Raw genomic sequence first — 24,396 nt, forward strand, 5'->3', positions numbered from 1 at the left:
GGTAATGCGCCCAAAGAGCGCGAAAGGCTGAACTCGCCTGTTGATACGCTGTGCTGGTGAACGATCAGTAGCTGGCACCGGTCTCACCCGTTATCGTGACCCAAGCGGCCTGATGTTTCGGGCAAGCAGGGTGGTACCGCGGAGCAACCCTTCGTCCCTGATTATGGGCGAGGGGATGTTTATTTTTTCAGACAAATTTTCTGATTGACCTTCAGGGAGAAATTCATGACGGACGTAACCAACAAAAACTTTAACCCGGCAGAGATTGAACCCAAATGGCAAGCACGCTGGGAAGAGGACGGTCTGTATCATTCGGATATTGATCCGGCCAGGCCCAAGTATTATGCGCTCACGATGCTGCCGTATCCGTCGGGCGATTTGCATATCGGTCACTGGTACGCAATGACGCCAGCCGACGCGCGCGCCCGCTACATGAGGATGCGCGGTTACAATGTGTTGTTTCCAATGGGGTTTGATTCGTTTGGCCTGCCGGCAGAGAACGCCGCGATTAAGCGCAATATTCATCCCAAAGAGTGGACTTATCGCAATATTGACCGCATGCGCGCTCAACTCAAGTCGATGGGATCCATGTTTGACTGGCGGCGCGAGGCGATCAGCTCTGACCCGGAATACTATCGCTGGACGCAGTGGTTTTTCATCCAACTCTATAAGAATGGCCTGGCTTACCGCAAGAAATCGCCGGTGGATTGGTGCCCGAATTGTAATACCACCCTGGCGCGCGAGCAGGTGTGGGGCGAAGACAGGCACTGCGAGCGCTGCAACACGCCGGTGATCAAGAAGAACCTGGAACAGTGGTTCTTCAAGACCACCAATTATGCTGAAGAACTGTTGAAATTCGATACGATTGACTGGCCTGAGCGCGTGCAACTGCTGCAAACCAATTGGATCGGTCGTTCAGAAGGCGCTTCGGTTACGTTTAAGACCGAGCAGGGCGACGACCTGGTCGTCTTCACCACCCGCCCGGATACCCTGTGGGGGGCGACCTTCATGGTGCTGGCCCCAGAGCATCCGCTGGTGCGAAAGCTGACCACGCCAGAGCGCCAGGCCGAGGTGGAGGCATACACGCAGGCGGCGCTGCGGCAGAGCGAAATCCAACGCGAAGCGGCGGACAAAGAAAAAACCGGCGTGTTCACTGGAGGGTACGCGATTAACCCGGTCAACGACGAGCGCATTCCGATCTGGATTGCCGATTATGTTTTGATGACCTATGGAACCGGGGCAATTATGGCGGTGCCGGCGCACGACCAGCGCGACTTTGATTTCGCGCGCAAATTTGGGATTGAAATCCGTGTGGTGATCCAACCCGAAGACATGGCGCCGCTTAAATCCGAAGAAATGACAGAAGCGGTTCCGGCTTCGGGAAAAATGATCAATTCTGGGCCGCTGACTGGCACGCCCGGCGATCAGGCATTTGAGCAGATCATCACCTACCTGGAAGCCAAGGGCCTGGGCCACCGAGAGGTCAATTACCGGCTGCGCGACTGGTTAATTTCGCGGCAGCGCTATTGGGGAGCGCCAATTCCGATGGTCTACTGCGAAAAGTGCGGTGTGGTGCCGGAATCGGACGATCATCTTCCGGTTGAGCTGCCGGATGACGTGGAATGGAAACCCACTGGCGAAAGTCCATTGAAACTGCACCCAACCTGGAAGAAAACCACCTGTCCGGTGTGCGGCAGCCCGGCAGAGCGCGAGACGGACACAATGGATACCTTTATGTGCTCGTCTTGGTACCACTTGCGTTATTTGAGCCCGTGGTACAACGAGGGTCCGTTTGACCCCAAAGAATACGATTATTGGATGCCGGTGGATACCTATACCGGCGGCATTGAACATGCCAACATGCACCTGATCTACACGCGCTTCTTCCATAAGGCACTGCGTGATATGGGCATCACCAAAGGCCCAGAACCGATGACGCAATTGCGCAACCAGGGGATTGTGCTGGGCGAAGATTCAGAGAAAATGTCGAAGAGCCGTGGAAACGTGGTGGCGCCGGATAATCTGGTGAAGAAGTACGGCGCGGATACGGTGCGGGCATACCTGATGTTCTTTGCGCGCTGGGAGTTGGGCGCCCCGTGGAACAGCAGCGGCATCGATGGCACTTCGCGCTGGCTGCGCCGTTTGTGGTCGACGGTGTTGGACCCGGCTGGGAATGGCTCGGCTGACGAAGAGACCCTTCGACAGCTGCGCCGCAAAGTGCATCAGACCCTGCGCTCGGTGACCAACGATTTTGAGAATTTCCAGTTCAACACCATTATCTCGGCCTTGATGGAACTGCTGAATGAGATGGTTAAGGCGCGCCAGAATGGCGCGTGGGGAACTCCCGCCTGGAAAGAAGCGGTGGACATTTATCTGCGCATGCTGGCTCCGGTCGCACCACACACAGCTGAAGAACTGTGGATGCTGATCGGGAAGCCGTATTCCATTCACAATCAGGAATGGCCCAAAGTGGATGAGGAAGCCGCCGCCGAAGACCTGGTAACCCTGGTGGTGCAGGTCAATGGCAAGCTGCGTGACCGCATTTCGATGCCGGTGGGGATGGGCGAAGAAGAAGCCAAAACCCTGGCGCTGGCCAGCGAGAACGTTCAGCGGCACCTGGAAGGTAAGACGCCGCGCAAAATTATCGTTGTGCCGGATAAGCTGATCAATATCGTGATGTAAACGGTTCCAAAACCAATCGAAACCGGAAGCCGCCGCTGGCCTCCGGTTTTTGTGTTAACCGGGTTTTGCGGGCGCGCGGTAAAAAGCAACTTGCATGGGTAGAAGGCTTGCATCTATAATGGAAAAACGACTTCAAGCCAAGGAGGTGAGCAATGGCATCCTGGTTGGCATTTTCCATGCAAGACCTGACAAAAATTGGCCTGGCTTTATTGATTGGCGGGCTGATCGGGTCTGAGCGGGAATTACGCGATAAGGCCGCTGGCCTGCGGACAATGATGCTGGTGTGCGTGGGATCAACAATTTTCACGCTCTTTTCCTTTCGTTTCGCGCCGAACGGTGATGTAACCCGAATCTCGGCAGCCGTGGTAACCGGGATTGGTTTTTTGGGCGCCGGGGTAATTATGCGCGAAGGCGGGCAGATCAAAGGGCTGACAACGGCATCAACGGTGTGGTTGGTCTCGGCGCTGGGGATGGGGATTGGCGGAGGCGAATATGGATTTGTGATCGCGGTTACCTTGATCATCCTGTTCGTGCTGTGGGCGTTTCCACGCCTGGAAGCGGCGATGGGCAAATTAAACGAAACGCGCACCTACGAAGTTTTAAGTGACCGCGATGTTGAATTCTTCCACGATCTGGAAAACATGTGGAAAGAACATCGTTTGCGGATTCATTTTCGCCGGCAGGCTAAAAGCCCCAAAGGACGTTTGACGGTGTGGGTGGTCTCTGGCCCGCCATCGCAGCACGACCACGCGACAGAATGGTTGTTTTCCAATAAAAAAGTAATCCGTTTCCGGCATTAACTATGACGCCGATAGCCTATTCGATTTTTCAGACTGAAGATTATGATGAAGCGGCGGCCTTCTGGCAGCGCACGCCGTACATTGGCCTGAGCAGCGCGGACAAGTGCGAGGCTATCAGCATCTTTTTGGCGCGCAACCCCGGGTTCAGCTTTACCGCCAGGGATGGAGATACCCTGGTTGGGACGGTGTTGCTTGGGCACGATGGACGGCGGGGGTATATGTATCACCTGGCGGTGGCCGCCGAGTACCGCGGGCAGGGAATCGCGCGCGAGCTGATTCGCCTGGGGCTGGAAGCGCTGCGCGGTGCCGGGATAGAAAAGTGCCACCTGTTCGTTTACACCGATAACCAGAACGCGCTGGAATTTTACCGGCACGAGGGCTGGCAGCAGCGGGAAGAACTGGTGATCTTCTCCATGAATGTATAACCAAGAAGGCTTTATCGCTTGTCGGCAGGGCGGGAACTTCTTTCCCGCCCTGTTCGTCCTTAATTCAAACAAGCCGCTAACGATATATCCACCGCCAGCGCAGGGAATTTGCTAAGCAAGGTGGGTGGTAGAGGTTGTTTGAGGAGGAGAGCGATGAAGAGGATGAATCAATTTTTCGGTCTTTTGTTGGCGCTGGTGATGCTGCTGGCGGGCAGCTTGCAGCCTGTAAAAGCGGATGGAATTATCATCCCACACCCGCCGCTGCCCTGCCCGAATTGGGGCTGCGAGGAAATTCGCCCGATGCACCAGTTGGTGATCCGCTATCACGATGTAGAGGTGGAAATTGTCAATCAGATCGCGCGGGTGCGGGTGGACCAGGTTTTTTATAACCCGAATGATTGGGAAATTGAGGGCGTTTATCTGTTCCCGCTGCCGGTGGACGCCACGGTAACCAACTTTGTGCTGTGGGTGGACGGCAAGCCGGTGAGCGGAAAGGTTTTGGAGGCCGGGGAAGCCCGGCAGACCTACGAGACGATTGTATCTCAGATGCGCGACCCGGCTTTGCTGGAATATGTAAACCGCGGGGCGTTTCAAGCCTCTATTTACCCCATCCCGCCAGAGGGAGAGCGGCGAGTTGAGTTGGAGTACAGCCAGCCGCTGACCGCGGAAGAGGGCCTGGTGAAATTTGTGTACCCGCTGAATACCGAAAAGTTTTCAGGCTGGCCGCTGGAGAACGTGAGGGTCAGCGTGAAAATTGAATCGGCGCAGCCCATCCGCGCGGTGTATTCGCCCAGCCACCCGCTGGCCACTTTTTGGGAAGGGGAGAATGAGGTGAGCGCCAGCTACGAAGAAACTGAGGTGCTTCCGGACAAGGACTTTACCCTGTACTATTCGATTGGCGAGGAGCAGGCTTTTCATCTGCTGAGCTACCGCGATCCTTCCAACGCGGGGGACACTGATGGAACGTTTCTGCTGCTGCTGGCCCCTGCCCAGGCCGAAAACCAGGAGGCGGTGGCGAAAGATGTGATTGTGGTGCTGGACCGCTCAGGCAGCATGGACGGCGAGAAGTTTGTCCAGGCGCAAACAGCGGCGCGCTATGTGCTGGAACATCTCAACCCGCAGGACCGGTTTTATCTATCCACATTCAGCTCTGGAGTGGAGAATTTCTCCTCATCGCTGCAGCCGGCTGAACGGGCGGGCGAGGCGGTGCGCTGGTTGGAGCAGATGGGCGCGTCTGGCAGCACAGATATCAACCGCGCGCTGCTGGAAGCCGCCCGCGTGGCAGACAAAGAGCGCCCGACCTATTTGATTTTCCTCACCGATGGCCTGCCCACCGAAGGGGAAACCAACAGCAACGCGATTTTGACCAATTTTTTGAAAGACGCTCCGGCAAATTTGCGTCTGTTCAGCTTTGGAGTTGGCTGGGATGTGGACACGCTGCTGCTGGACAGCCTGGCGCAGGAGCATCACGGATTGAGCCAATACATCCAGCCGGGGGAGGACCTGGATGAGAAGGTATCGGCGTTTTATGCCAGGATCAACTCACCTGTGCTGACGGATGTGAAACTAGACTTTGGAAATCTGCGCGTAACCGATGTTTTCCCCGCGCCGCTCCCTGACCTGTTTGCCGGGACGCAGTTGGTGATCACCGGGCGCTACGCAGAGGGCGGCACCACGAACGTGCGCTTGACGGGAAAAGGCAGCGACGGTAGGCCGATGAGTATCACCTTTGAGGCGCAGCGGTTTGAAACAGACTCACGGGAGAAGGCAGCCGCGCCCGCCGATCTGCCGCGCATTTGGGCGACGCGGAAGATTGGGTATCTGCTGAACCAGGTCCGCCTGCAGGGTCCCAATAAGGAAACAATTGAGCAAATTGTGCGCCTTTCGGTGCGGTACGGCATTTTAACGCCGTATACGTCTTATCTGGTCACCGAACCCGCGCCGGTGGGCGAAGCCAACATGCAGCGCATCGCCGAAGAGGTGTTTGAATCGCTGCAGGCCATGCCTACCCAGGCGAGTTTTGGGCAGGACGCGGTGGAGAAAGCCGCCGGGCAGGGCGCCATGTCGCAGGCCGAGGTGGCCCCGTCGGTGATTGTGCAAGGTGAAGACGTTCAGCGCGTGCAGGTGGCGGGCACCAAGACCTTTGTGCTGACAGACGGTGTGTGGGTGGATACGCAGTTCGATCCGCAGAAGACGCAAACCATAAAAGTCAGTTTTCTCTCTGCAGATTATTTCGCTTTGGCGGCGCAGTCTGATGAGCTGGCAAGCGCGCTGGCACTGGGAGAGCGGGTGATTGTAGTTTCAGGTGGGAAGGTGTATGAGACAATCACGAGCGGCGAAGCGGATGAGATGAAGCCATTCTTGCAAAGCACCACGACGCCATTGCCAGATGTATCATCCACGCTGCCGCAGAGCAGAACGCCCAATCCACAGCCGGTGGTGAACCCGGTGGTGACCGCAGCACCGGAAACACCCATCTCGACAGTGCTGATCAGTTTTCTGCCGTGGGTGGGCCTGATTGGCGCGTTGTTCCTGGCGGCGTTGATTGCGTTGAAGAAGCGGTAATCCGAGCTGAAAACTTGCCGTGAAAATCTAATCATCCCCCCCATTTTTTGTCATCATCATGAAAATTGGGGGAGAAGTTTTTCTTGCGTTGGTTTCTCTCTGATGGAAGGGAATATTTCTGGTAATCCGCTATTCAAACTTGATGCTGACCAGGCGCGGTAGACCGGCCAGGTCTCGCAGCATGGTGGTATTGGCTTGCGGGAAGATTTGACACGCCAGCTCGGGCGCGGCCTGGCCGTGATCCGCTTCAACTTCCAGCAAGATCAAAAACCGGTCTGCCATGCGGCTGCGCGCCTGCAGCAAGAGTTCCTGCACCAGCACCAACCCATCTGGCCCGCCATCCAGGGCCAGGGAAGGCTCGTGGGTAGTTACATCCAGGTGGGGGAGTTTTGCCGAGGGGATATACGGCAGATTGGCGCAAAGCAGGTCGAAGGGGCCGCTGAGGGATGAGAGCAGGTCAGATTGAAGGGCAGACACCTGCCCGGCTACGTTGAGCTGGATGAAATTCTGCTTCGCCACGCGCAAAGCCTGCAGCGAAATATCCACGGCGGTGATGTGCATTTGCGGGGCATGGCGAGCCAGGGCGGCGGCAATGCAGCCGGAACCCGTGCCCACGTCCGCGGCGCGCAGGGGGCCGGGATGCTGCTTGACCCAGTTGAGCGCGGTCTCGACCAGCAGTTCGGTCTCTGGGCGGGGAATGAGAACGCTTTCATTGACCTGGAAGGACAGCCCGTAAAACTCCCACGCGCCCAGCACATAGGGTAATGGAACGCCCCGGACCAGCCGGTCTAGATCGGCTTCCAGGGCGGGTATCAGGTCCGCGGGGAGGGGATCATGGTTATGAGCGATGATCCAGGCGCGGTCTTTATTGAGGTGATGCGCGGTCAGCAGCCGGGCAGACAGGGCGGGCTCGTCCTGGCGGCCATTCAGCCGCTGGCGGGCTGTTTCCAGCCATTGGCGAATAGTGATGAGATCAGTCTTCTTCACCGATACTGGCAAGGCGGTCTGATTCTTCGCGCAGGGATAGTTCATCGATGAATTCGTCAATGGCGCCATTCATCACCGCGGGAAGGTTGTAGGAAGAAATATTGACGCGGTGATCGGTAACGCGCGACTGCGGATAGTTGTAGGTGCGAATTTTCTCGGAGCGCTCACCAGTGCCAACCTGGCTGCGGCGGGCGTCTTCGCGTTCTTTTTGCTGCTTTTCCAGTTCCATATCATAGAGGCGCGCGCGCAAAATAGACAAGGCGCGCAGACGGTTTTGGAGCTGCGAACGCTCATCCTGGCAAGCAACTACCAGGCCAGTGGGAAAGTGAGTGATGCGCACGGCTGTAGAGTTCTTTTGCACGTTCTGGCCACCTGCGCCTGCCGATTTATAGACATCAATTTTGATGTCGTTTTCGGGAATGTCAATTTCCACGTCTTCCACTTCGGCCAGAACGGCGACGGTAACAGTGGAGGTGTGCACGCGCCCCTGGGTTTCGGTGGCGGGGATGCGCTGCACGCGGTGCACACCGGATTCAAATTTGAGGCGCGAATAGGCTCCCCGGCCTTTGACGAGGAAGATCACCTCTTTCAACCCACCGATGCCGGTCTCGTTTTCGGAGATGATTTCAATTTTCCAGCGGCGGTTCTCGGCGTAGTAACTGTACATGCGGAAAAGGTCCGCGGCGAAAAGGGCGGCTTCGTCGCCGCCGGTGCCGGCGCGGATTTCCATAATGACGTTGCGGTCATCACGCGGGTCTTTGGGAACCAGCATGCCTTTAATCTCTTTTTCTAATTGCTCTGCTTTGGGAGACAGCTCTTCCAGGTCAAGAAGCGCCAGATCACGCATCTCGCCATCCTCACTTTGAGCCAGCTCGCGGGCCTCTTCGATGTGTTTGATGGTCTGGCGGTACTCCCGGGCTTTGTTGACAACCGGCTCCAGGTCTGCGCGCTCTTTGGCGTATTCCACCATCACCTGATAGTCTTCGGCCGATTCACCCATTAAGCGAGTCAGCTCTTCGTAGCGATTTTCAATACCCTGTAACTTTTCTAACATAATCCAGAAAACCTTCTGTGTTTAATTTATTTTGAAAATTGACCAATGAGACCCTTTATTATACCAGCCCTTGCGCTGCGGTTAAAGAAAGAAATTCAAATTTGTGGGATAATAAACATCGAAACGGTCGTTAATTCCCAATATCCTGAATATTAATAAGCAGGAAATCTTATAAAGGAGAAATAAACATGACTGAATCTATCGTTAAAAAGGTAATCACCACTGAGTTGGCTCCCAAAGCGATTGGGCCATATTCGGCTGGCATTGAAGCGGGTGAATTCGTATTCACCTCAGGCCAGCTTGGGCTGGACCCGGCTTCGGGTGATCTGGTGGCGGGAGGTGTGGAAGCGGAGACGCAGCAAGCGCTGACGAATTTGAAGAATGTCCTTGAGGCGGGCGGATCGGGTTTGGAGCGGGTGGTTAAGACAACAGTTTTCCTGCGCGATATTGCTGATTTCGCGAAAATGAACGCGGTTTACGCTACCTTTTTCACCAGCCAACCGCCGGCGCGCTCGGCTTTTCAGGTTGGCGCACTGCCGAAAGGCGCGGCTGTTGAGATTGAAGCGGTTGCCTTAAAAAAATAGGGATCAGAATGCCCAAGGGTCTGATTTTGCTGGTTGGCGAGGAAAAGAATACCTCAAACCTGGGGCGTCTGTACCTGGATCGCGAAAACTTTTCGGTTTTAACCGCAGAAGAAGATTCTAAGGCATTTGAACTCATTACAACTCGCCGTCCAGACCTGGTGGTGGTGGATGCATCTCAACCAGGTTTGGATGGATTGGATTTGTGCCGCAGGCTGCGTCGAAATGATGACCAACCGCCGATTGTTCTTATAACAGAAGTGAATCAACCTCAGCAAATGACAGCGGCGCTGGAGGCTGGAGCAAATGAGGTTGTCTCAGCGCCGGTTGACCCTCGCGAGCTGCTGGCGCGCGTCAAAGCTGTGTTGCGAAATCGAGCGGACCTGGCTGAGACCAGAAATGGTTCCAGCGACGTACTGCGGGTGGGTGATCTGGAGTTCGATTGCGCGCGGCGAGAAGTGATGTGTGGGCACACTCTTTTAGATATCAGACCGCTGGAATTTGAACTGCTCTGGCAGTTGGCGCTACACCGCGGGCTGGTGGTTTCACGGGAGACACTGATTCGTCTGGTATGGGGCCCGCAGCTGTCCGTTCAGACACGCACGGTAGATATGCATATTGTGCGCCTGCGCCGGTTATTAAAACAATCACGCGCGCATATCGAAACTGTCACCGGTGTTGGATATAAACTGGTGACATGAATTCTTTGGAGATCTGGTACCCCCACCAACCCAAACGGAAGATTCTGTGAATGAATTTGTATTGGACATAGGCCCAAATCTGTGGTGAAATTACCTGCCGCAACGCGGGTAAATACTCCCAACTACACAAATGAACAGGTGGATGGATGGTTTTCGTCTCAGTAATCGTTCCATGTTACAATGAACAAACGACTATTCGACTGTTGTTAGACGCGGTTTACCAGCAATCGTACCAGCGCGATCAAATGGAAGTGATCATTGCGGATGGAATGTCTACGGATGGAACGCGCGCGCAGATTCAAGCCTTCCAGGCGCAGCACCCCGATCTGCTGGTGAAGGTGGTGGACAACACCCGGCGCATCATCCCCGCCGCGTTGAACCGGGCGATTGAGGCGGCCAGCGGTAGCGTGATTGTGCGGCTGGACGCTCACTCCCGGCCAGATCGCGAGTATGTTGCCCGCAGCGTGGCAGACCTGGAAGCCGGGCTGGGAGACAATGTGGGCGGGGTATGGATGATCCAACCCGGCGCGGACACCTGGGTTGCCCGCTCGATTGCCGTGGCGGCCAGTCACCCCCTGGGAGTGGGAGACGCGCTGTACCGTTTCACGGATACAGCCAGTGAGGTGGACACCGCACCGTTTGGCGCGTTCCGCCGCGAACTGGTGGAGCGGATTGGCTTTTTCGATGAAACATTGCTGACCAACGAAGATTATGAATTTAATACGCGCATTCGCCTGAGCGGCGGGCGCGTTTGGTTGGACCCGCAGATCCGCTCGGAGTATTTCGCGCGGAAGAATTATGGCGACCTGGCGAAACAATATTGGCGCTATGGATATTGGAAGCTGCGCATGCTGCGGCGGTATCCCAAAACGCTGCGCTGGAGGCAGGCTCTGCCACCGTTGTTTGTTTTAAGTCTGGTGGGACTGGCAATTCTGGCATTATTTTGGCATGTGGCGTTACAATTGTTAATCTTGGAGGCCGGTTTTTATCTCGGCGTATTGCTGACTGCCAGTGTTCCGCTGGCCGCGCGCCATCGAGACCCGCGCTTTTTAATCGGCGTTCCCGCTGCCGTAGCGGTGATGCATCTTTGCTGGGGAGCCGGTTTCTTGTGGAGCGGAATCCAATCCATTTTTAGCCAACAGGTTGTGTCTTGATCGATATGGAAAGCGGAAAAGGAAAACCCAAACCCATCTTCTGGCGGCTGCGCCCCTCGGAGCGCCAGGCGATTTTATTGATTGGCGATATGTTGGTGGGCTTTCTCGCGCTGGCGATCTCTATCGTGATCTGGTCGCAGGAAGACTGGCTGCGCTTGAGCTTTTCCTTCCTCACCGAAAGGACACCTGCCTGGTTTTTCCTGGCGCCGTTCATCTGGATGCTTTTGACCATTGAGCTGTATGACGTGCGGCGCGCCAGCCGGCGCAGTGAGACGCTGAAAGGCGTGGCGATTGCTGCCGGGGTCAGCCTGGGATTGTACCTGCTCTTTTACTTCACCTCTGAGCCGAATTCCCTGCCGCGCCGCGGGGTCTCTGTGTTTATTCTGGCCGTGTCGTTGTTGATCCTGATGTGGCGGTTTATCTATATTCGCGTGTTCACCGCGCCGGTTTTCATGCGCCGCGTGCTGATCATTGGCGCGGGCCGATCGGGAGAAAATCTGGTACAGGTGATTGATTCCATCTGGCCGCTGCCGTTTTACCTGGTGGGGTTAATCGATGATGATCCGGCCAAACAGAACATGAAATATGGCAACCATCCCGTGTTGGGATCCAGCCAGCAATTGTTGGAGATTATCGAGCGGGAAAGAATTACCGACCTGGTGTTCGCGATCTCTGGCGAGATGAACCCGGCGATGTTTCAGGCGGTGTTGACGGCGGAAGAACGCGGCGTTGAAGTAACCACGATGCCGCTGGTTTATGAAGAGCTGCTGGGCAGGGTCCCGATCCTGCTGCTGCAGTCGGATTGGATTTTACGCTCGTTTGTTGACCAGGCACACACCAACAACTTCTTTGAGATGGCCAAACGCCTGATGGATATTATCGGCGGCCTGATTGGATGTATTGGGCTGGCTCTGCTTTACCCATTCATCGCGGTGCTGATTTTGCTGGATGATGGCGCGCCGGTTTTATATTCACAAGAGCGCCTGGGAAAGAACGGCAAACCCTATCAGATCATCAAATTCCGCACGATGGTCAAGGACGCCGAAAAAGACGGCAAAGCGCGCGTGGCGGTGAAGAACGACAGCCGGGTAACCCGCGTTGGACGGCTGCTGCGAAAAAGTCATCTGGATGAGCTGCCGCAGTTCTGGAGCGTGCTGCGCGGCGAAATGAGCCTGGTGGGGCCGCGCGCCGAGCGGGTGGAACTGGTCAACTCTTTACAAACCAAAGTGCCTTTTTACCGGGCGCGATTGTTTGTGAAACCTGGGCTCACCGGTTGGGCGCAGGTCAATTACGGGTACGCCGAAACGGTGGAAGACACGATTGTGAAACTGGAATATGATTTGTATTACATCAAACACCGCAATTTAATGCTGGATTTGTTGATTATCTTCCGCACGGCTGGAACCGTGTTTGGATTGAGAGGTCAGTGATGAAAGCGCAACCCACCATTCGAAACCGGTATATTTTTATCGGCGATCTGGCATTGATGGTTGTCTCGGTGATGGGCAGTTACGCGCTGCGCCTGGAGCTGAGTTCAGCCTTCTTTTTGTACATGTCATCCGCCTATTGGATGATGCTGGTTGTGTTTGCCGTTAAACCGCTGATCTACCATTATTTTGGTCTCTACCGGCGCATGTGGTTATATGCCAGCGTGCAGGAATTGAAATTGATCGTCGCGGCAGTCACTTCAGCATCGGTGCTGGTCAGCCTGGTGATGGTTAGCCTGTTCACGCTGGGCGCCTTCCGCGCCTTCCCGCGCTCGGCGCTCATCATCGATTGGCTGCTGTCGCTGATTCTGGTTGGCGGATTGCGCTTCTCGATGCGTCTGCTGGCTGAAAACAAAATCATGGCCTCCATCCCCAATTTGACGATCAAAGCCCATCGGGTGTTGATTGTGGGAGCCGGGGATGCGGGGGCGCTGGTGGTGCGGGAACTTCAAAAGAATCCGCAGTTGAACCTGGTTCCGGTCGGTTTTTTGGATGATAACCCCACCAAGCAGAAGCAATCCATCTACGGCGTGCCGGTGGTGGGTTCCATCTCGGATCTTTCCAAGACGATTGATAACCGCAAAGTGGATGAAGTGATTATCGCCATTCCCAGCGCGCCGGGGCGGGTGGTGAGAATTGTGGCGGATGTGTGCCGCCTGAAGAACACGCCTTTCCGCACCATGCCGGGCATTTATGAGCTGCTGGGTGGCAAAGTCAGCATCAGCCGCCTGCGCGAGGTAAACATTAACGACTTGCTGCGGCGCGAACCGCGGCAAACCGATGATGAGAAGGTAGGCATTATCCTGGGCGGCAAAACGGTGCTGGTAACCGGCGCTGGCGGCTCAATTGGCCGGGAAATTTGCCGTCAGGTGGCGCGCTGGGGCCCATCGGAGCTGGTGCTGCTGGGGCACGGTGAAAACAGCATTTTCGAAGCGCTGATAGAACTGCAAGAGAATTTCCCATCGCTGCCGCTGCGGCCGGTGATTTGCGACATTCGTGACCGGCGGCGCCTGCAAGCGGTTTATGAGCGGGTGCGCCCGCAGGTGGTCTTCCACGCCGCCGCGCACAAGCATGTGCCGATGATGGAAATTAACGTGGAAGAGGCAGTCACCAACAATATCCTCGGCACGCGCAATGTGGTTGATATGGCGTTGGATTTTGGCGTGGAAAGGCTGGTGATGATCAGCACCGATAAGGCAGTACGCCCGATCAACGTGATGGGCGCGACCAAGCGGATCGCCGAGTTGAACGTTTTGGACGCCGCGCAGCGCTCTGGGCGGCCTTTCTGCGTGGTGCGCTTTGGCAATGTGCTGGGCAGCCGCGGCAGCGTGGTGCCGCTGTTTCAGCGGCAGATCGCGCGCGGTGGACCGGTGACGGTAACGCACCCGGATATGAAACGCTATTTTATGACGATTCCTGAGGCGGTTCACCTGGTGCTGCAAGCGGCCAGCCTGACCGACGGCGGAGAGACCTATATGCTCAATATGGGCCAGCAGGTACGCATTCTCAACCTGGCTGAAGACCTGATTCGCCTTTCGGGTCTGGAACCCGGCCGCGATGTGGAAATTGTATTCAGCGGCATTCGCCCTGGCGAAAAATTAAGCGAAGACCTGTGGGATGAAGGCAATGTTTTCCAACCCACCCGGCACCCCGACATATTCCAGGTGGCGGGCGGCAACGAACTGGCGGGTTCCGCCTTGAGAACGTCTGTTGACGAATTAATTCACCTCGCGCGCGACGCAGAAAGCCAATCGATTGTCAGCCTGCTGGATGAGCTGATTCCTGGCTCGGCCGTGCGCCTGACACCACCCCCTGAAATGACCTCCATCGACTGATGCCTGAACTGACTTTTTCTGAGTGGGACCAATTCCTGACCCAATATCCACAAGCGCATGTCTTGCAAACCTCCGCCTGGGGGATTTTGAAATCGAAATTCTCCTGGCAGGCGGTGCCGGTAGTGAGCGGTTTGGCGGGCGCGCTGGTTTTGTTTCGCCGGCTGCCGCTAGGCTTTTCGATTGCATATATCCCTAAGGGGCCGCTGGGCGACAATTGGAATGATCTTTGGCCGGAGATTGACCGCGCCTGCCGGCGGCGCAGGGCCATTTTCTTGCAGGTAGAGCCAGACGCCTTTGAACCAGCCAGCGCGAGCCTGCTGGAGCGCTTGAGCGGGTTCAAGCAGGTGGAGAAGACCATCCAGCCGCGCCAGACGATTGTGGTCTCGCTGGAAGGCGGTGAAGAAGATTGGTTACAGCGCATGAAGCAGAAGACGCGCTATAACGTGCGCCTGGCGGCTAAAAAAGAAGTGGTGGTGCGCGAGACGAATGACGTGGCGCAGTTCCATGCTCTCATGTCTACTACCGGCGAGCGCGACCAGTTCGGCGTGCACAGCCTGGCGTATTATCAGGCGGCTTACGATCTCTTTTCCGCGCGCGGGGAATGCGCGCTGCTGCAGGCCGAGTATGCCGGAAAACCCCTGGCGGCGGTGATGGTCTTTGCCCGCGGAAAGCGTAGCTGGTATTTCTATGGCGCGTCGAGCAATGAGGAACGCAACCGCATGCCGGCTTACCTGGTGCAGTGGGAAGCCATGCGCTGGGCCAGCGCGCGCGGCTGCAGCGAGTATGATTTGTGGGGCATTCCCGACCTGCCTGAGGAGACCCTGGAAGCCGATTTTACCCAGCGGGAAGACGGATTATGGAGTGTATACCGATTTAAGCGCGGGTTTGGCGGCCAAATTCACCGCTCAACTGGCGCGTGGGACCGCGTGTACATGCCTTTGTTGTACCGCGCGTACCAGATCGCGGCGCGGGCGCGGTCAGGGGGCGAGAATTAAAAAGATGGACGCCTGTCATTACTGCTGCCTTTGCGGCGCAGAGCTGGAATTGAAGTGGCTGGAAGAACGCGCGCGGGAAGTGTGCCCACGCTGCGGTTGGGTGCATTATCCGCAGTTGAAGGTGAGCGCGGCGGCGCTGGTGGAAAGCCACGGCAAGCTGCTGCTGGTGCAGCGCGCCGAAGAGCCGTGGAAGGGCTGCTGGTACCTGCCGGCTGGTTATGTGGAGGCGGATGAGTCTCCAATGGCGGCGGCGGAGCGCGAGGCATTCGAAGAAACTGGTTTGCGCGTAGCCGTTACGAATCTCTTTAATATATACTATTTTGATGATGATCCGCGCGGGAATGGCATCTTGATCGTCTACCGTTGTGAAATCATTGGCGGGACTTTGGCGGGAAACGCGGAAGTGATGATGTGCGGCTATTTCTCGCCAGAGGACTTGCCAGAGCCGCTCACGGGAGCGGGGCACCTGCACGCGGTTCACGATTGGCTGGCGCACCAGAACTTGAATTGATGGAAGGCCAATGACGCAAGCAACAGATTGGAACGCCCGGATTGCCGCGCTGCCGGGGGCGAATATTTTGCAAACCAGCCAATGGGCGCAGCTCAAGCGCATCACCGGCTGGGAGGCGATTTACCGCACCTGGGAAAGCCCGGATGGAAAGCTGGAAGCGGCAGCGCTGATTTTGCTGCGCGATCTACGCCTGGCTGGCGGCCTTGTGCGCCTGCGGGTGATGTACGTGCCGCGCGGTCCGCTGCTCGATTGGGGGAATGAGAACCTGCGCAAGCGTGTGTTGGACGATTTGCAGCACCTGGCAGCAGAGAAGAAAGCGATTTTCATCAAGCTGGACGCGGATGTCGAAATTGCTTCTGGCGTGCCGGGCGAAGCCGATGAGCGTGAAAACCTGGTTGGGGCATCAACCGTGACCGAGCTGAGGCAGCGCGGCTGGCTCTTCTCTCAGGAGCAAATCCAGTTTCGCAATACGGTTTTGATTGATTTGCGCGCCGCGGAGGAAGAGCTGCTGGCGCGAATGAAGCAAAAAACACGTTATAACATTCGCCTTGCGGCCAAAAAGGGTGTGGTGGTGCGCAAAGGGGGAGTGGAAGATCTACCTGGATTGTATCGCATGTACGCGGAGACCTCGCTGCGGGACGGGTTTGTGATTCGTGATGAGTCGTATTACCGGGCGCTGTGGGAAATCTTTTTGCAAGCGGGCATGCTGACGCCGCTCATCGCCGAGGTGGAGGGTGAAGCCGTGGCGGCTTTAATGTTGTTCCACTTTGCCGGCAAGGCCTGGTACATTCACGGCATGTCGCGGGAGGCGCACCGCGAAAAGATGCCCAACTATCTGCTGCAGTGGGAAGCCATGCGGCGCGCAAAGGCTGCCGGCTGCCAGGAATACGACTTGTGGGGTGCGCCGGACGAATTCCATGAATCAGACGGGATGTGGGGGGTGTTTCGTTTCAAAGAAGGCCTGGGGGGCAGGGTGTCGCGCACGTTGGGAGCGTGGGATTACCCGGCGAAGGCTGTGATCTACCCGCTTTACACGCGCGTGCTGCCGCGTTTGCTGGATGTAATGCGCCGGCGCGGGAAAGAAAAAACCCGGCAGCAAGCCGGGCTGGGGTAGAGCGAGAATTTGCCTTACGGCTGGAGCGGCTGCCAGACCGGGTCAAAATCCTGAGCGGGGTCGTCGGTGAGGCGGGTGAGATTGGCTCCATTGCGCGTCATGCGGTAGATATCCAGATTTCCATCTTGAGTGCTTTCCAACAACAACCAGTAGCCGTCAGGCGAAAATTCGGCGTTCCCGGCCGGGCGCAGATCAGCGAGGCGTACTTCCGGCGCGTTGGCTGCCCCTACCTGGCGCGCGACAAGCACCGGTAAATTGGAACCCTGGCTGTATACCAGCACGCTGCCGGCCGCGTCCCAGGTGGGCATCGAGGCGGCTCCGTTGGACAGGATGGAAAATTCTTTGGGTGACTCTCCGCTGGCTGAAATGGTCCAGATTTGGGGCAGGCCGAGGCGGGTGCTCTGGAAGGCCAGGGTTGAACCGTCGGGAGACCAGGCGGCCTGACGGTCAAAGCTGGACTGGCTGGAAATGCGGGCGGCGGCGTTGGTAGCCAGATTGTAGACGTAGAGGTGCAAAATGCCGTCACGCAGGCTGGAGAAAGCGATGCGGCTGCCGTCGGGAGACCAGGCTGGCTCAAAATCGCCTCCGGGCACGGAAATGAGGGGGGTGAGACCGGTGCCATCCAGATTGATGATGAACAAACCAGAGCCAGGGTAGGTGTCCTGTCGCTCGCGGCATGGAGAGACAAACACCAGGCGGGTCCCATCGGGTGACCAGGAGGGCTGGCAGGCACCATCGGGGTTTTCAAAAATCTGCGCTGTCTCACCGCTGGCAGGTTCGAGACGGTAGATTTGCGGCAACCCAGACCGGTTGGAGACAAAGGCGATTGCCCCTGTGCCGCCTACCGGGGTAGCCGCCAGGGTGGGTGTGGCCTGCGGCAGAGCGGTGGCTGTGTTGATCAGCGTTGGCTCGACCGCTACGGGCAGTTCAGTGGCAGGCAATGGCTCGGTGGTGGCGGTGTTCTGGGGGGGCGGCGTCTCTGAAGGCGCGACGGCCGTGGGTGAGCCTGGCTGGCCAGCTGTGTTTCTCAGGAAGCGGGGAAGCACCACAGCCGCGGCCGCGATTCCCAGTAAACCAACAACCACAAAAATCCACAGCACCGGAAATTTCTTGCGGGGGACAGGCCGGGCCGCCAGAACGGTATTGGGCTGGTTAAGCCCTGCCACGGCGGGGCTGCTTCCCAGGCGGGTAGGCTGGCTGGCAGCTTCCTGCGACTCCTGGTTTTGTTTCAGGATTTGCCGCGCCTCTGGCGAGGCATTGAGCAGCGCGTTGCGAAACTCCAGGGCAGTCTGATAGCGGTCTGCGGCGTTGATCGACATCGCCTTTTCAATCACGCGTGCCAGTTCTTCACTGACGCGGGGATTAAGATCTCGCAGGGGAGAGAGGTGTGCCGTTTCGAGCTTGCGCGCCAGGCCATCTTCGGGCAGGCGGTTGGCCAGAATGGAATACAGGGTGGCGCCGAGGGAGTAGATATCGGAGCGGGGATCGGTGCCGCTGCCGTAATGTTCTGGGGAGGCATAACCGGGGGTAAGGGCGCGTGCGCCGGTGGTTGTTTCTGCGCCTTGTTCGGCGATTTTTGCCAGGCCAAAATCGACCAGGAAAACCTGTCCTGTTGGGCTGATTTTGATATTGCCCTGCTTGATGTCGCGATGGACAACGGGAGGTGTGCGGCTGTGAAGGAAACTGAGCGCGTTGCAAACCTCCGCGCCAACTAAAACGGCTTCGGTGGGCGTGTAGGAGCCCATCTGCTTCAGGCGGGCGCGTAAATCCTCACCCTCGATGTAATCCATCACCAGGTACTGCCCCTGCCCAGCAAGCAGGAAGTGATCGGTTACGCGCGGAAGGTTGGGATGGCGCAGGGCGGCTAGCAGAGTGGCTTCACGATGGAATTGGCGCGCGGCTTCTTCGGAAATGACCAGGTTCTCTTTGACGGCTACCTGCACTCCGAGAGTTTCATCAAGTGCGCGGTAAACAGCCCCCATTCCGCCTTTGGCAATCACTTCCAGAATCCGGTAGCGGCCATTCAAAAGACTGTCGGGTGCGATGGCCATATTGGCCCTCCTGGTGGATGGTGTGTGGGGTTATTGGGTATTAGCGATGGGGAGCGGACGCCAATCTGGATCAAAGTCGAAAGCCGGGTCGGTAGTCAGCCGTTTCTGGTTGTAGCCGTCGCGGTCCATGATGTAAATATCATGATTGCGTCCATCCGGCCAGCTCTCATAGATAATCCATTTCGCATCGGGAGAGAGAGAAGCGCTGGCTTTGGGGTCGGTATCCCCGGAGGTGAGGATTGGAATGCGGCGCTCTTCGCTGCCGCGGTCTTCATAATTCAACCCCAGCAGCCAGGGGTAGAACTGGCTTTCTTTTGAGCGGCTGAAGATGATCAATTGGTTGTCGAAGGCCCACTCCGGCCAGAGATCATTCACATTGCCGTTGGTGCTGAACTGCATGCGGTCTTCACCGGTGATGGACATGATGAAAATGTGATTATAGTTTTTCTTGCTAACAAAGGCCAGCCGTTTGCCGTCTGGGGCCCAGGAAGGCTGAAAGTCGGCGCTGGGGGAATTGGAGACTTCTGAGAGCGTGCCTTCGACCAGGTCATAATAAAAAATGTGGGCAGTGCCGTTGCGCAGAGACGTGAAGGCGATTTTTGTGCCGTCCCAAGACCAGGAGGGGTCAAAATCACCGCCGGGGGAATTTTTCATCATCGGGCGGAAATTGGTGCCGTCCGCGTCGAGCAGGTAAATTTGCGTGCCCTCGTAAAACTGGTTGCGTTTCTGCTTGCAGGGAGAAATGACTGCCAGGGTCATGCCGTCGGGCGACCAGGCTGGCTGGCAGACACCATCCGTGACGGTGGTGAGCTGGCGCTGGTTGCTGCCGTCTGAGTTCATGCTCCAAATTTGCATGCTGCCGGTGCGGTCCGAAGCAAAGGCGATTTCTCCGGTTCCTCCACCCAACTGCGGAGTGATAGGAATCGGGGTGTTGGTCGGTTGGGTTTCGGAAGTGGGTTCGGGGGTGAGAATTTCGGTAGGCTCTACCACCACGGGCAGCGCCGTGGGTTCGGGCGGGGTCTGGGTGGCCGTGTTTTGCGCTGTGGGTTTGACCGCATCAAGGGTTGGCTCGGGTGTGGAGGTTACAAATACGCTGGCCATGACGGCGTTGGCCCAATCCGGGCGCAGGATGAAGGTCGCAGCCAGCCCGCCCGCGAGGATTAAAAGCGCCAGCGGCAGCCAGCGGATTCTCTTTTTGGGTTGCCGGTGGGGTGAATTGACTTTCTTCGCGGCGGAGGGAACTTTCGGTCCGGTGCCACGCTTCATGGGCTGCTGTTCGCCTTCTTCTGCCGAACCGTTGCCGGGCGGCGGGGCAACGACATAATGCGGCCGGGAAAGCTCAGCCAGATTTTCCACTTCGATGAGCAGTTGTTCTTTGAATTCCTCTGCAGATTGGAAGCGGTCTTCCGGTTCCACCTCAAGCGATTTCTCAATGGTATCAGCGAGGTGACGGCTGACCTTCTGGTCCAATTCGCGCAGAGGGGTTAATTCGGTTTTACCGGTGGCGCGGGCGAGACTGTCTTCGGGGATGATGCCGGTGAGCGCCGCGTAAAGGGTTGCCCCCAGTGAGTAGATATCAGAGCGCACATCGGTGCGGGCGGTGCCATATTGCTCTGGGGGGGAATAACCGGGGGTCATGGCGCGCGCGCCGGTGGTGGTGTTTTGGTTACCTTCCATCACTTTTGCCAGGCCAAAGTCAACCAGCACCGCGTCGCCTGAGGGGGTGATTTTGATATTGCCGGGTTTGATATCGCGGTGTACCACGGGGGGCTGGCGGTTGTGAAGGTAGGTGAGGGCGTCGCAGATCGCCGCGCCGATCAGAACCACGTCACGTGCTGGGATGACACCCAGACGCTCGATGCGCTTGCGCAGGTCTTCGCCTTCAATGAAGTCCATGATGAGGTACTGCCCCTGGCCTTCAATGGTGAAATAATCGACCACCCGCGGCAGGTTGTTTTGGCGAAATGAGGCCATGATGTTGGCTTCGCGCTGAAACTGGCGGGCATATTCTTCGGACAGGAATAAGTTTTCTTTTACAGCTACGGGGATGGCCAGGTTTACGTCCAGGGCGCGATAAACAGCACCCATCCCGCCCTGGCCTAGAATGGATTCAATCTGGTAACGCTTATTCAGAAGTGTACCGGGTGTGAGTGCCATGAAATATTATTTTTCTAAAAACCTGTTATTCATTTTACTCAACTATGCCATAATCCGCAATGATATGGCTTTTCTGTAAAGAATTCGTAAGGATGTGGTTTGGCAAATTGAAAAACCGATTGTGCCACCTCAGCGGGTTTTTTCGGCTGGCCTGGTCTCTGGAGGGGTAGAAACCATTCTCAGATGAAATGGCGTGCTATAATACATTGGTTGTTGGTCAGAAAACTTGCTCACCCTATCGATGAATCATGAACCTGGATATTCAAACTGGCGTTAAAACAGCATTTTTCCTGGCGATTGGCGGCATCTTCCTGTTTCTCTATTTAGGAATACGCTCAATCAGCGAGGGTTCAAAATTGCTTTTCTTTCGCAAGCGGCGGGACCTGATGATGCGCGGCTGGCGCTTGATTCTGGGTGCGGTGGGGTTAGTGGGGTTGGCTTTCTTGCTCAATCAATACGCGGAACCGGTCGCGTACCGTTTCTTCCCGCCTTCTCCGACGGTAACCTTGACGCCCACCATTACCTTAACACCCACCATCACCCAGACGCCTACCATCACGGTGACGCCATCCATCACGGTAACACCGTTATACACCAACACCCCCGAATTGCCGCCCGAAATTCTACGTGAATTTTCCAGTGAAGTAACCCCAATCCCCGGAACGCTATTCAGCCCCATTACCGTGGCGCTGGAGCTGGATGAAAACTTCTTGCCGGTGAACCCGACAACGGAATATGAAAACCCGGTGCCAATGTTGTATGGCGCTTTCAGTTATGACCAAATGGCCTCAGGCGCGCAGTGGACGGCAGTGTGGGTGCGCCTGTTGGATAATGCGGTCATCTGTTACGAAACCAAGCCGTGGGATGGCAGCACCGGCGGTTACGGATACACCGACTGCGCTCCCGATTCCAACATCTGGCAGCCCGGCGAATATGACGTGCGCATCTTTATCGGTCAGCAGTTCATCACCTCCGGTCGTTTCGTTATCGCGGGCGAGGTTCCCACACTGACCTTCACGCCCACTGCGTCTCGCACGCCAACCGTATCGCCAACGCCCACCAATACACGCACCCCTACCCAGACCTCCGCGCCCACCCGCACAGCCACCCCTCGCCCAAGCGCGACCATCACGCGGACACCCACGGCAACCTTGACGCGCACAGCAACCTCCACGCCGACGAAAACGCGCACGCTGCCACCCACGTCCACCATGCGGCCAACGCTGACGCCGCGCCCCACCGATACCCAGTGGCCAACGCTGACCCCGGAAAACTAACCAAAAAGCAACCAACCGCCTGATGTTTCGGGCGGTTGGTTGCTTTTCTGAAGGATAGGGCTTTAGATGGCACGATGAGTGGGCTGCAGGCGGGAAAGCTCGATGGAAATTTGCGCGGCGACCCGCGCGTTGTTTTTTAACAAGGCCAGGTTGGCGCGCATGCTCGCCCCTTTACTCAGATCGTTGACGCGCCCCAGTAAGTAGGGGGTTACGGCGGCGCCGCGAATGCCCTTTTCTTCGGCTTCGGCAACGGCGGTTTGGATGATTGCTTCGATCTGTTCGGCGGGGATGGCGCTATCTTCGGGCGGCGGAACCACGGCCAATATCGCGCCAGGCAGCCCCATTTGCCATTGGCGCCAGGCGATCTGCGCCAGTTCTGCTGGGGTGGACACCGAGGCGTTGACTGGCAGCCCGCTGCTGCGCGAGAAGAAAGCCGGGAATTCGTCCGTCTGATAACCAATCACAGGCACCCCCTGCGTTTCCAGGATTTCGAGAGTGGCGGGAAGGTCGAGGATGGATTTTGCCCCCGCGCAAACCACCACCAGCGGATGCAGGCTCAATTCATGCAGATCGGCTGAGACGTCAAAAGGGGCGCCGCGATGGACGCCGCCAATGCCGCCGGTGGCAAAAACGCGAATACCGGCCAGGTGCGCCGCGATTAGAGTGCCGGCCACGGTGGTGCCGCCGTTTTCGCCTCTGGCCAGCGCGATGCCAAAATCGCGGCGGCTGATTTTTCGGGCGGCCTGCTGCGGGTCAGCAAGGCGCGCTACTTCGTCGCCCGTAAGGCCAACGCGTACTTTGCGGTCTAGAATGGCGATGGTTGCCGGAAGAGCGCCCGCTTGCCGTACTTCCTGTTCCATATCGAGCGCCAATTGAAGGTTATGCGGGTACGGCAAGCCGTGTGTAATCACGGCGCTCTCAAGGGCAACCAGCGGCGTGCCGTTTTTCAGGGCGGCGGCAACGGCGGGTTGGATGACAAGAGGTGTCGTTTCCATAGTCTCCTTAAAACATGAGATGGTCGTAAAGTTTTTCCAGAGAAAGTTCTGGAACAACCGCGCCCGGATAGCGCAAGGTCAACGAAGCGGCCGCGATGCCAAGCTGAATAGCGTCATCCAGGGGAATCTGGTTGATGAGACCAAAAATGAGGGTCGCGGTGAGCGCGTCGCCCGCGCCAGTAGGGTCGAGGATGGACGTGCGAATGGCTGGGATGTGACCGCTGATATCTGAATTGGCGTAGCACACGCCAAACTCCGCCATTTGGATCAGGGCATAATCGGCGCCCTTGGAGATGAAATGCCGGGCGGCCTGAATAGCCGATTGGCGCCCGGTTACCTGGCAAGCGCCATCACATAGAATAGAGGCTTCATCCATGTTGGCGGTAACCAGGTGCAGTTTGGGCAGGAAGGGAATCAGGCGCGGTGCCAGTTTTTTCGAGGTGGCGTCTGCGGCAATTGGCACTTTGGCGAGGCGCGCCTGGCGAAAAATGGAACGCAAGGTAGCCGGAGAAAGGTTCATATCCACAAAAACCATACCGGCGTCTTTGAAAAGATGGGCGTTTTGCTCGATATGTTCCGGTTTTAGGGTGGAAATCGCGCGCATATCGTCCAAACCAAATTGAAGCTGGCCGGATGGGTTCACCACCGCCAGGTAGGTAGACGTGCGGTATTCTTCGGTGTGGATGGTTGCGCTGACGTCCACACCGGCCGCCGCGGTTTGCTGGAGAAGTTGTTCTCCAAAAATGCTGGGGCCAACAACGGTGATCAGGCTGACCTTTTGACCAAGACGGGCCAGGTTTTCGGCAACATTGCGAGCGACCCCGCCAAACGTGGGCCGAATTTTCGCGGGGGTTGATGTGCCCGGCTCAGGGATGACGTTGAGACGGCCGACGATATCCAGGGTGGACGCGCCGATGACCAGGATGCGTTTATCGGAATACGAAGGTTCTTCGAATGTCATAGCAAGCAGCCTTTAGTTGGAATTAGGAAGGGTAGGACGCGCAGAAAATATGATCCAATTCGAT

At 57.0% G+C, this 24,396-nt stretch carries 19 protein-coding genes; 13 read left to right on the plus strand and 6 right to left on the minus strand.

Going from position 1 to position 24,396, the window contains the following annotated elements; genetic code table 11:
• The first annotated feature begins 225 nt into the window (after nucleotides 1–225).
• The 4 genes from leuS to ADN00_RS18705 all read left to right on the plus strand — a co-directional run bounded on the left by leuS (nucleotide 226) and on the right by ADN00_RS18705 (nucleotide 6,472).
• On the plus strand, nucleotides 226–2,682 hold the full coding sequence (gene leuS, locus ADN00_RS18690) for a leucine--tRNA ligase (protein ID WP_075064523.1): 2,457 nt from the start codon (nucleotides 226–228) through the stop codon (nucleotides 2,680–2,682).
• A gap of 152 nt (nucleotides 2,683–2,834) precedes the next feature.
• On the plus strand, nucleotides 2,835–3,482 hold the full coding sequence (locus tag ADN00_RS18695) for an MgtC/SapB family protein (RefSeq protein ID WP_082390434.1): 648 nt from the start codon (nucleotides 2,835–2,837) through the stop codon (nucleotides 3,480–3,482).
• A 2-nt stretch (nucleotides 3,483–3,484) separates the two neighbouring features.
• Nucleotides 3,485–3,907, plus strand: a complete 423-nt coding sequence (locus tag ADN00_RS18700; protein ID WP_075064524.1) for a GNAT family N-acetyltransferase — start codon at nucleotides 3,485–3,487, stop codon at nucleotides 3,905–3,907.
• Nucleotides 3,908–4,069: 162 nt separating this feature from the next.
• Entirely contained in the window at nucleotides 4,070–6,472 is a 2,403-nt protein-coding gene (locus tag ADN00_RS18705; protein WP_075064525.1) for a VIT domain-containing protein, read from the plus strand.
• 129 nt (nucleotides 6,473–6,601) lie between these two features.
• On the opposite strand, the gene prmC is transcribed toward ADN00_RS18705, so the two are convergent.
• On the minus strand, nucleotides 6,602–7,504 hold the full coding sequence (gene prmC, locus ADN00_RS18710) for a peptide chain release factor N(5)-glutamine methyltransferase (protein ID WP_160317570.1): 903 nt from the start codon (nucleotides 7,502–7,504) through the stop codon (nucleotides 6,602–6,604).
• Nucleotides 7,446–8,513 (minus strand): peptide chain release factor 1, encoded by a 1,068-nt coding sequence (prfA, locus tag ADN00_RS18715; RefSeq protein ID WP_075064526.1) that lies wholly within the window; start codon nucleotides 8,511–8,513, stop codon nucleotides 7,446–7,448. Before prfA ends, prmC begins: the two co-directional genes overlap by 59 nt.
• 188 nt (nucleotides 8,514–8,701) lie before the next feature.
• On the opposite strand from prfA, the gene ADN00_RS18720 reads away from it, so the two are divergent.
• The 8 genes from ADN00_RS18720 (at nucleotide 8,702) to ADN00_RS18755 (ending at nucleotide 16,891) form a co-directional block, all read left to right on the plus strand.
• Complete coding sequence (locus ADN00_RS18720) at nucleotides 8,702–9,097, plus strand: RidA family protein (protein ID WP_075064527.1); 396 nt, start codon at nucleotides 8,702–8,704, stop codon at nucleotides 9,095–9,097.
• Between the two features lie 8 nt (nucleotides 9,098–9,105).
• Nucleotides 9,106–9,795: a response regulator transcription factor gene (locus ADN00_RS18725; RefSeq protein WP_075064528.1), complete on the plus strand. Its 690-nt coding sequence runs from the start codon at nucleotides 9,106–9,108 to the stop codon at nucleotides 9,793–9,795.
• Nucleotides 9,796–9,941: 146 nt separating this feature from the next.
• Nucleotides 9,942–10,949, plus strand: coding sequence for a glycosyltransferase family 2 protein (locus ADN00_RS18730; RefSeq protein WP_075064529.1), 1,008 nt, complete (start codon nucleotides 9,942–9,944; stop codon nucleotides 10,947–10,949).
• A gap of 5 nt (nucleotides 10,950–10,954) precedes the next feature.
• Nucleotides 10,955–12,379, plus strand: coding sequence for a sugar transferase (locus tag ADN00_RS18735; RefSeq protein ID WP_075064665.1), 1,425 nt, complete (start codon nucleotides 10,955–10,957; stop codon nucleotides 12,377–12,379).
• Nucleotides 12,379–14,271, plus strand: coding sequence for a polysaccharide biosynthesis protein (locus ADN00_RS18740; RefSeq protein WP_075064530.1), 1,893 nt, complete (start codon nucleotides 12,379–12,381; stop codon nucleotides 14,269–14,271). The genes ADN00_RS18735 and ADN00_RS18740 overlap by 1 nt, the downstream gene beginning before the upstream one ends.
• Nucleotides 14,271–15,266: a lipid II:glycine glycyltransferase FemX gene (locus ADN00_RS18745; protein WP_075064531.1), complete on the plus strand. Its 996-nt coding sequence runs from the start codon at nucleotides 14,271–14,273 to the stop codon at nucleotides 15,264–15,266. Before ADN00_RS18740 ends, ADN00_RS18745 begins: the two co-directional genes overlap by 1 nt.
• A 4-nt stretch (nucleotides 15,267–15,270) precedes the next feature.
• The gene (locus ADN00_RS18750) at nucleotides 15,271–15,777 is read left to right on the plus strand and encodes an NUDIX hydrolase (RefSeq protein ID WP_075064532.1); all 507 of its coding nucleotides are present in this window, start codon (nucleotides 15,271–15,273) and stop codon (nucleotides 15,775–15,777) included.
• A gap of 10 nt (nucleotides 15,778–15,787) precedes the next feature.
• Nucleotides 15,788–16,891, plus strand: coding sequence for a lipid II:glycine glycyltransferase FemX (locus ADN00_RS18755; RefSeq protein WP_075064533.1), 1,104 nt, complete (start codon nucleotides 15,788–15,790; stop codon nucleotides 16,889–16,891).
• Nucleotides 16,892–16,905: 14 nt separating this feature from the next.
• Here ADN00_RS18755 and ADN00_RS18760 read toward each other — a convergent pair whose 3' ends face one another.
• A complete protein-coding gene (locus ADN00_RS18760; protein WP_075064534.1) occupies nucleotides 16,906–18,942 on the minus strand; it encodes a protein kinase domain-containing protein in 2,037 nt (678 codons plus the stop codon).
• 30 nt (nucleotides 18,943–18,972) lie between these two features.
• The gene (locus tag ADN00_RS18765) at nucleotides 18,973–21,099 is read right to left on the minus strand and encodes a WD40 repeat domain-containing serine/threonine protein kinase (RefSeq protein ID WP_075064535.1); all 2,127 of its coding nucleotides are present in this window, start codon (nucleotides 21,097–21,099) and stop codon (nucleotides 18,973–18,975) included.
• Between the two features lie 248 nt (nucleotides 21,100–21,347).
• Here ADN00_RS18765 and ADN00_RS18770 point away from each other — a divergent pair, with 248 nt between their 5' ends.
• On the plus strand, nucleotides 21,348–22,376 hold the full coding sequence (locus ADN00_RS18770) for a hypothetical protein (protein WP_075064536.1): 1,029 nt from the start codon (nucleotides 21,348–21,350) through the stop codon (nucleotides 22,374–22,376).
• A 62-nt stretch (nucleotides 22,377–22,438) separates the two neighbouring features.
• Here ADN00_RS18770 and ADN00_RS18775 read toward each other — a convergent pair whose 3' ends face one another.
• Nucleotides 22,439–23,371: a pseudouridine-5'-phosphate glycosidase gene (locus ADN00_RS18775; RefSeq protein WP_075064537.1), complete on the minus strand. Its 933-nt coding sequence runs from the start codon at nucleotides 23,369–23,371 to the stop codon at nucleotides 22,439–22,441.
• 7 nt (nucleotides 23,372–23,378) lie between these two features.
• The gene (locus tag ADN00_RS18780) at nucleotides 23,379–24,332 is read right to left on the minus strand and encodes a carbohydrate kinase family protein (protein ID WP_075064538.1); all 954 of its coding nucleotides are present in this window, start codon (nucleotides 24,330–24,332) and stop codon (nucleotides 23,379–23,381) included.
• Between the last annotated feature and the right edge of the window lie 64 nt (nucleotides 24,333–24,396).

Source organism: Ornatilinea apprima, assembly GCF_001306115.1.
Taxonomy (GTDB): domain Bacteria; phylum Chloroflexota; class Anaerolineae; order Anaerolineales; family Anaerolineaceae; genus Ornatilinea; species Ornatilinea apprima.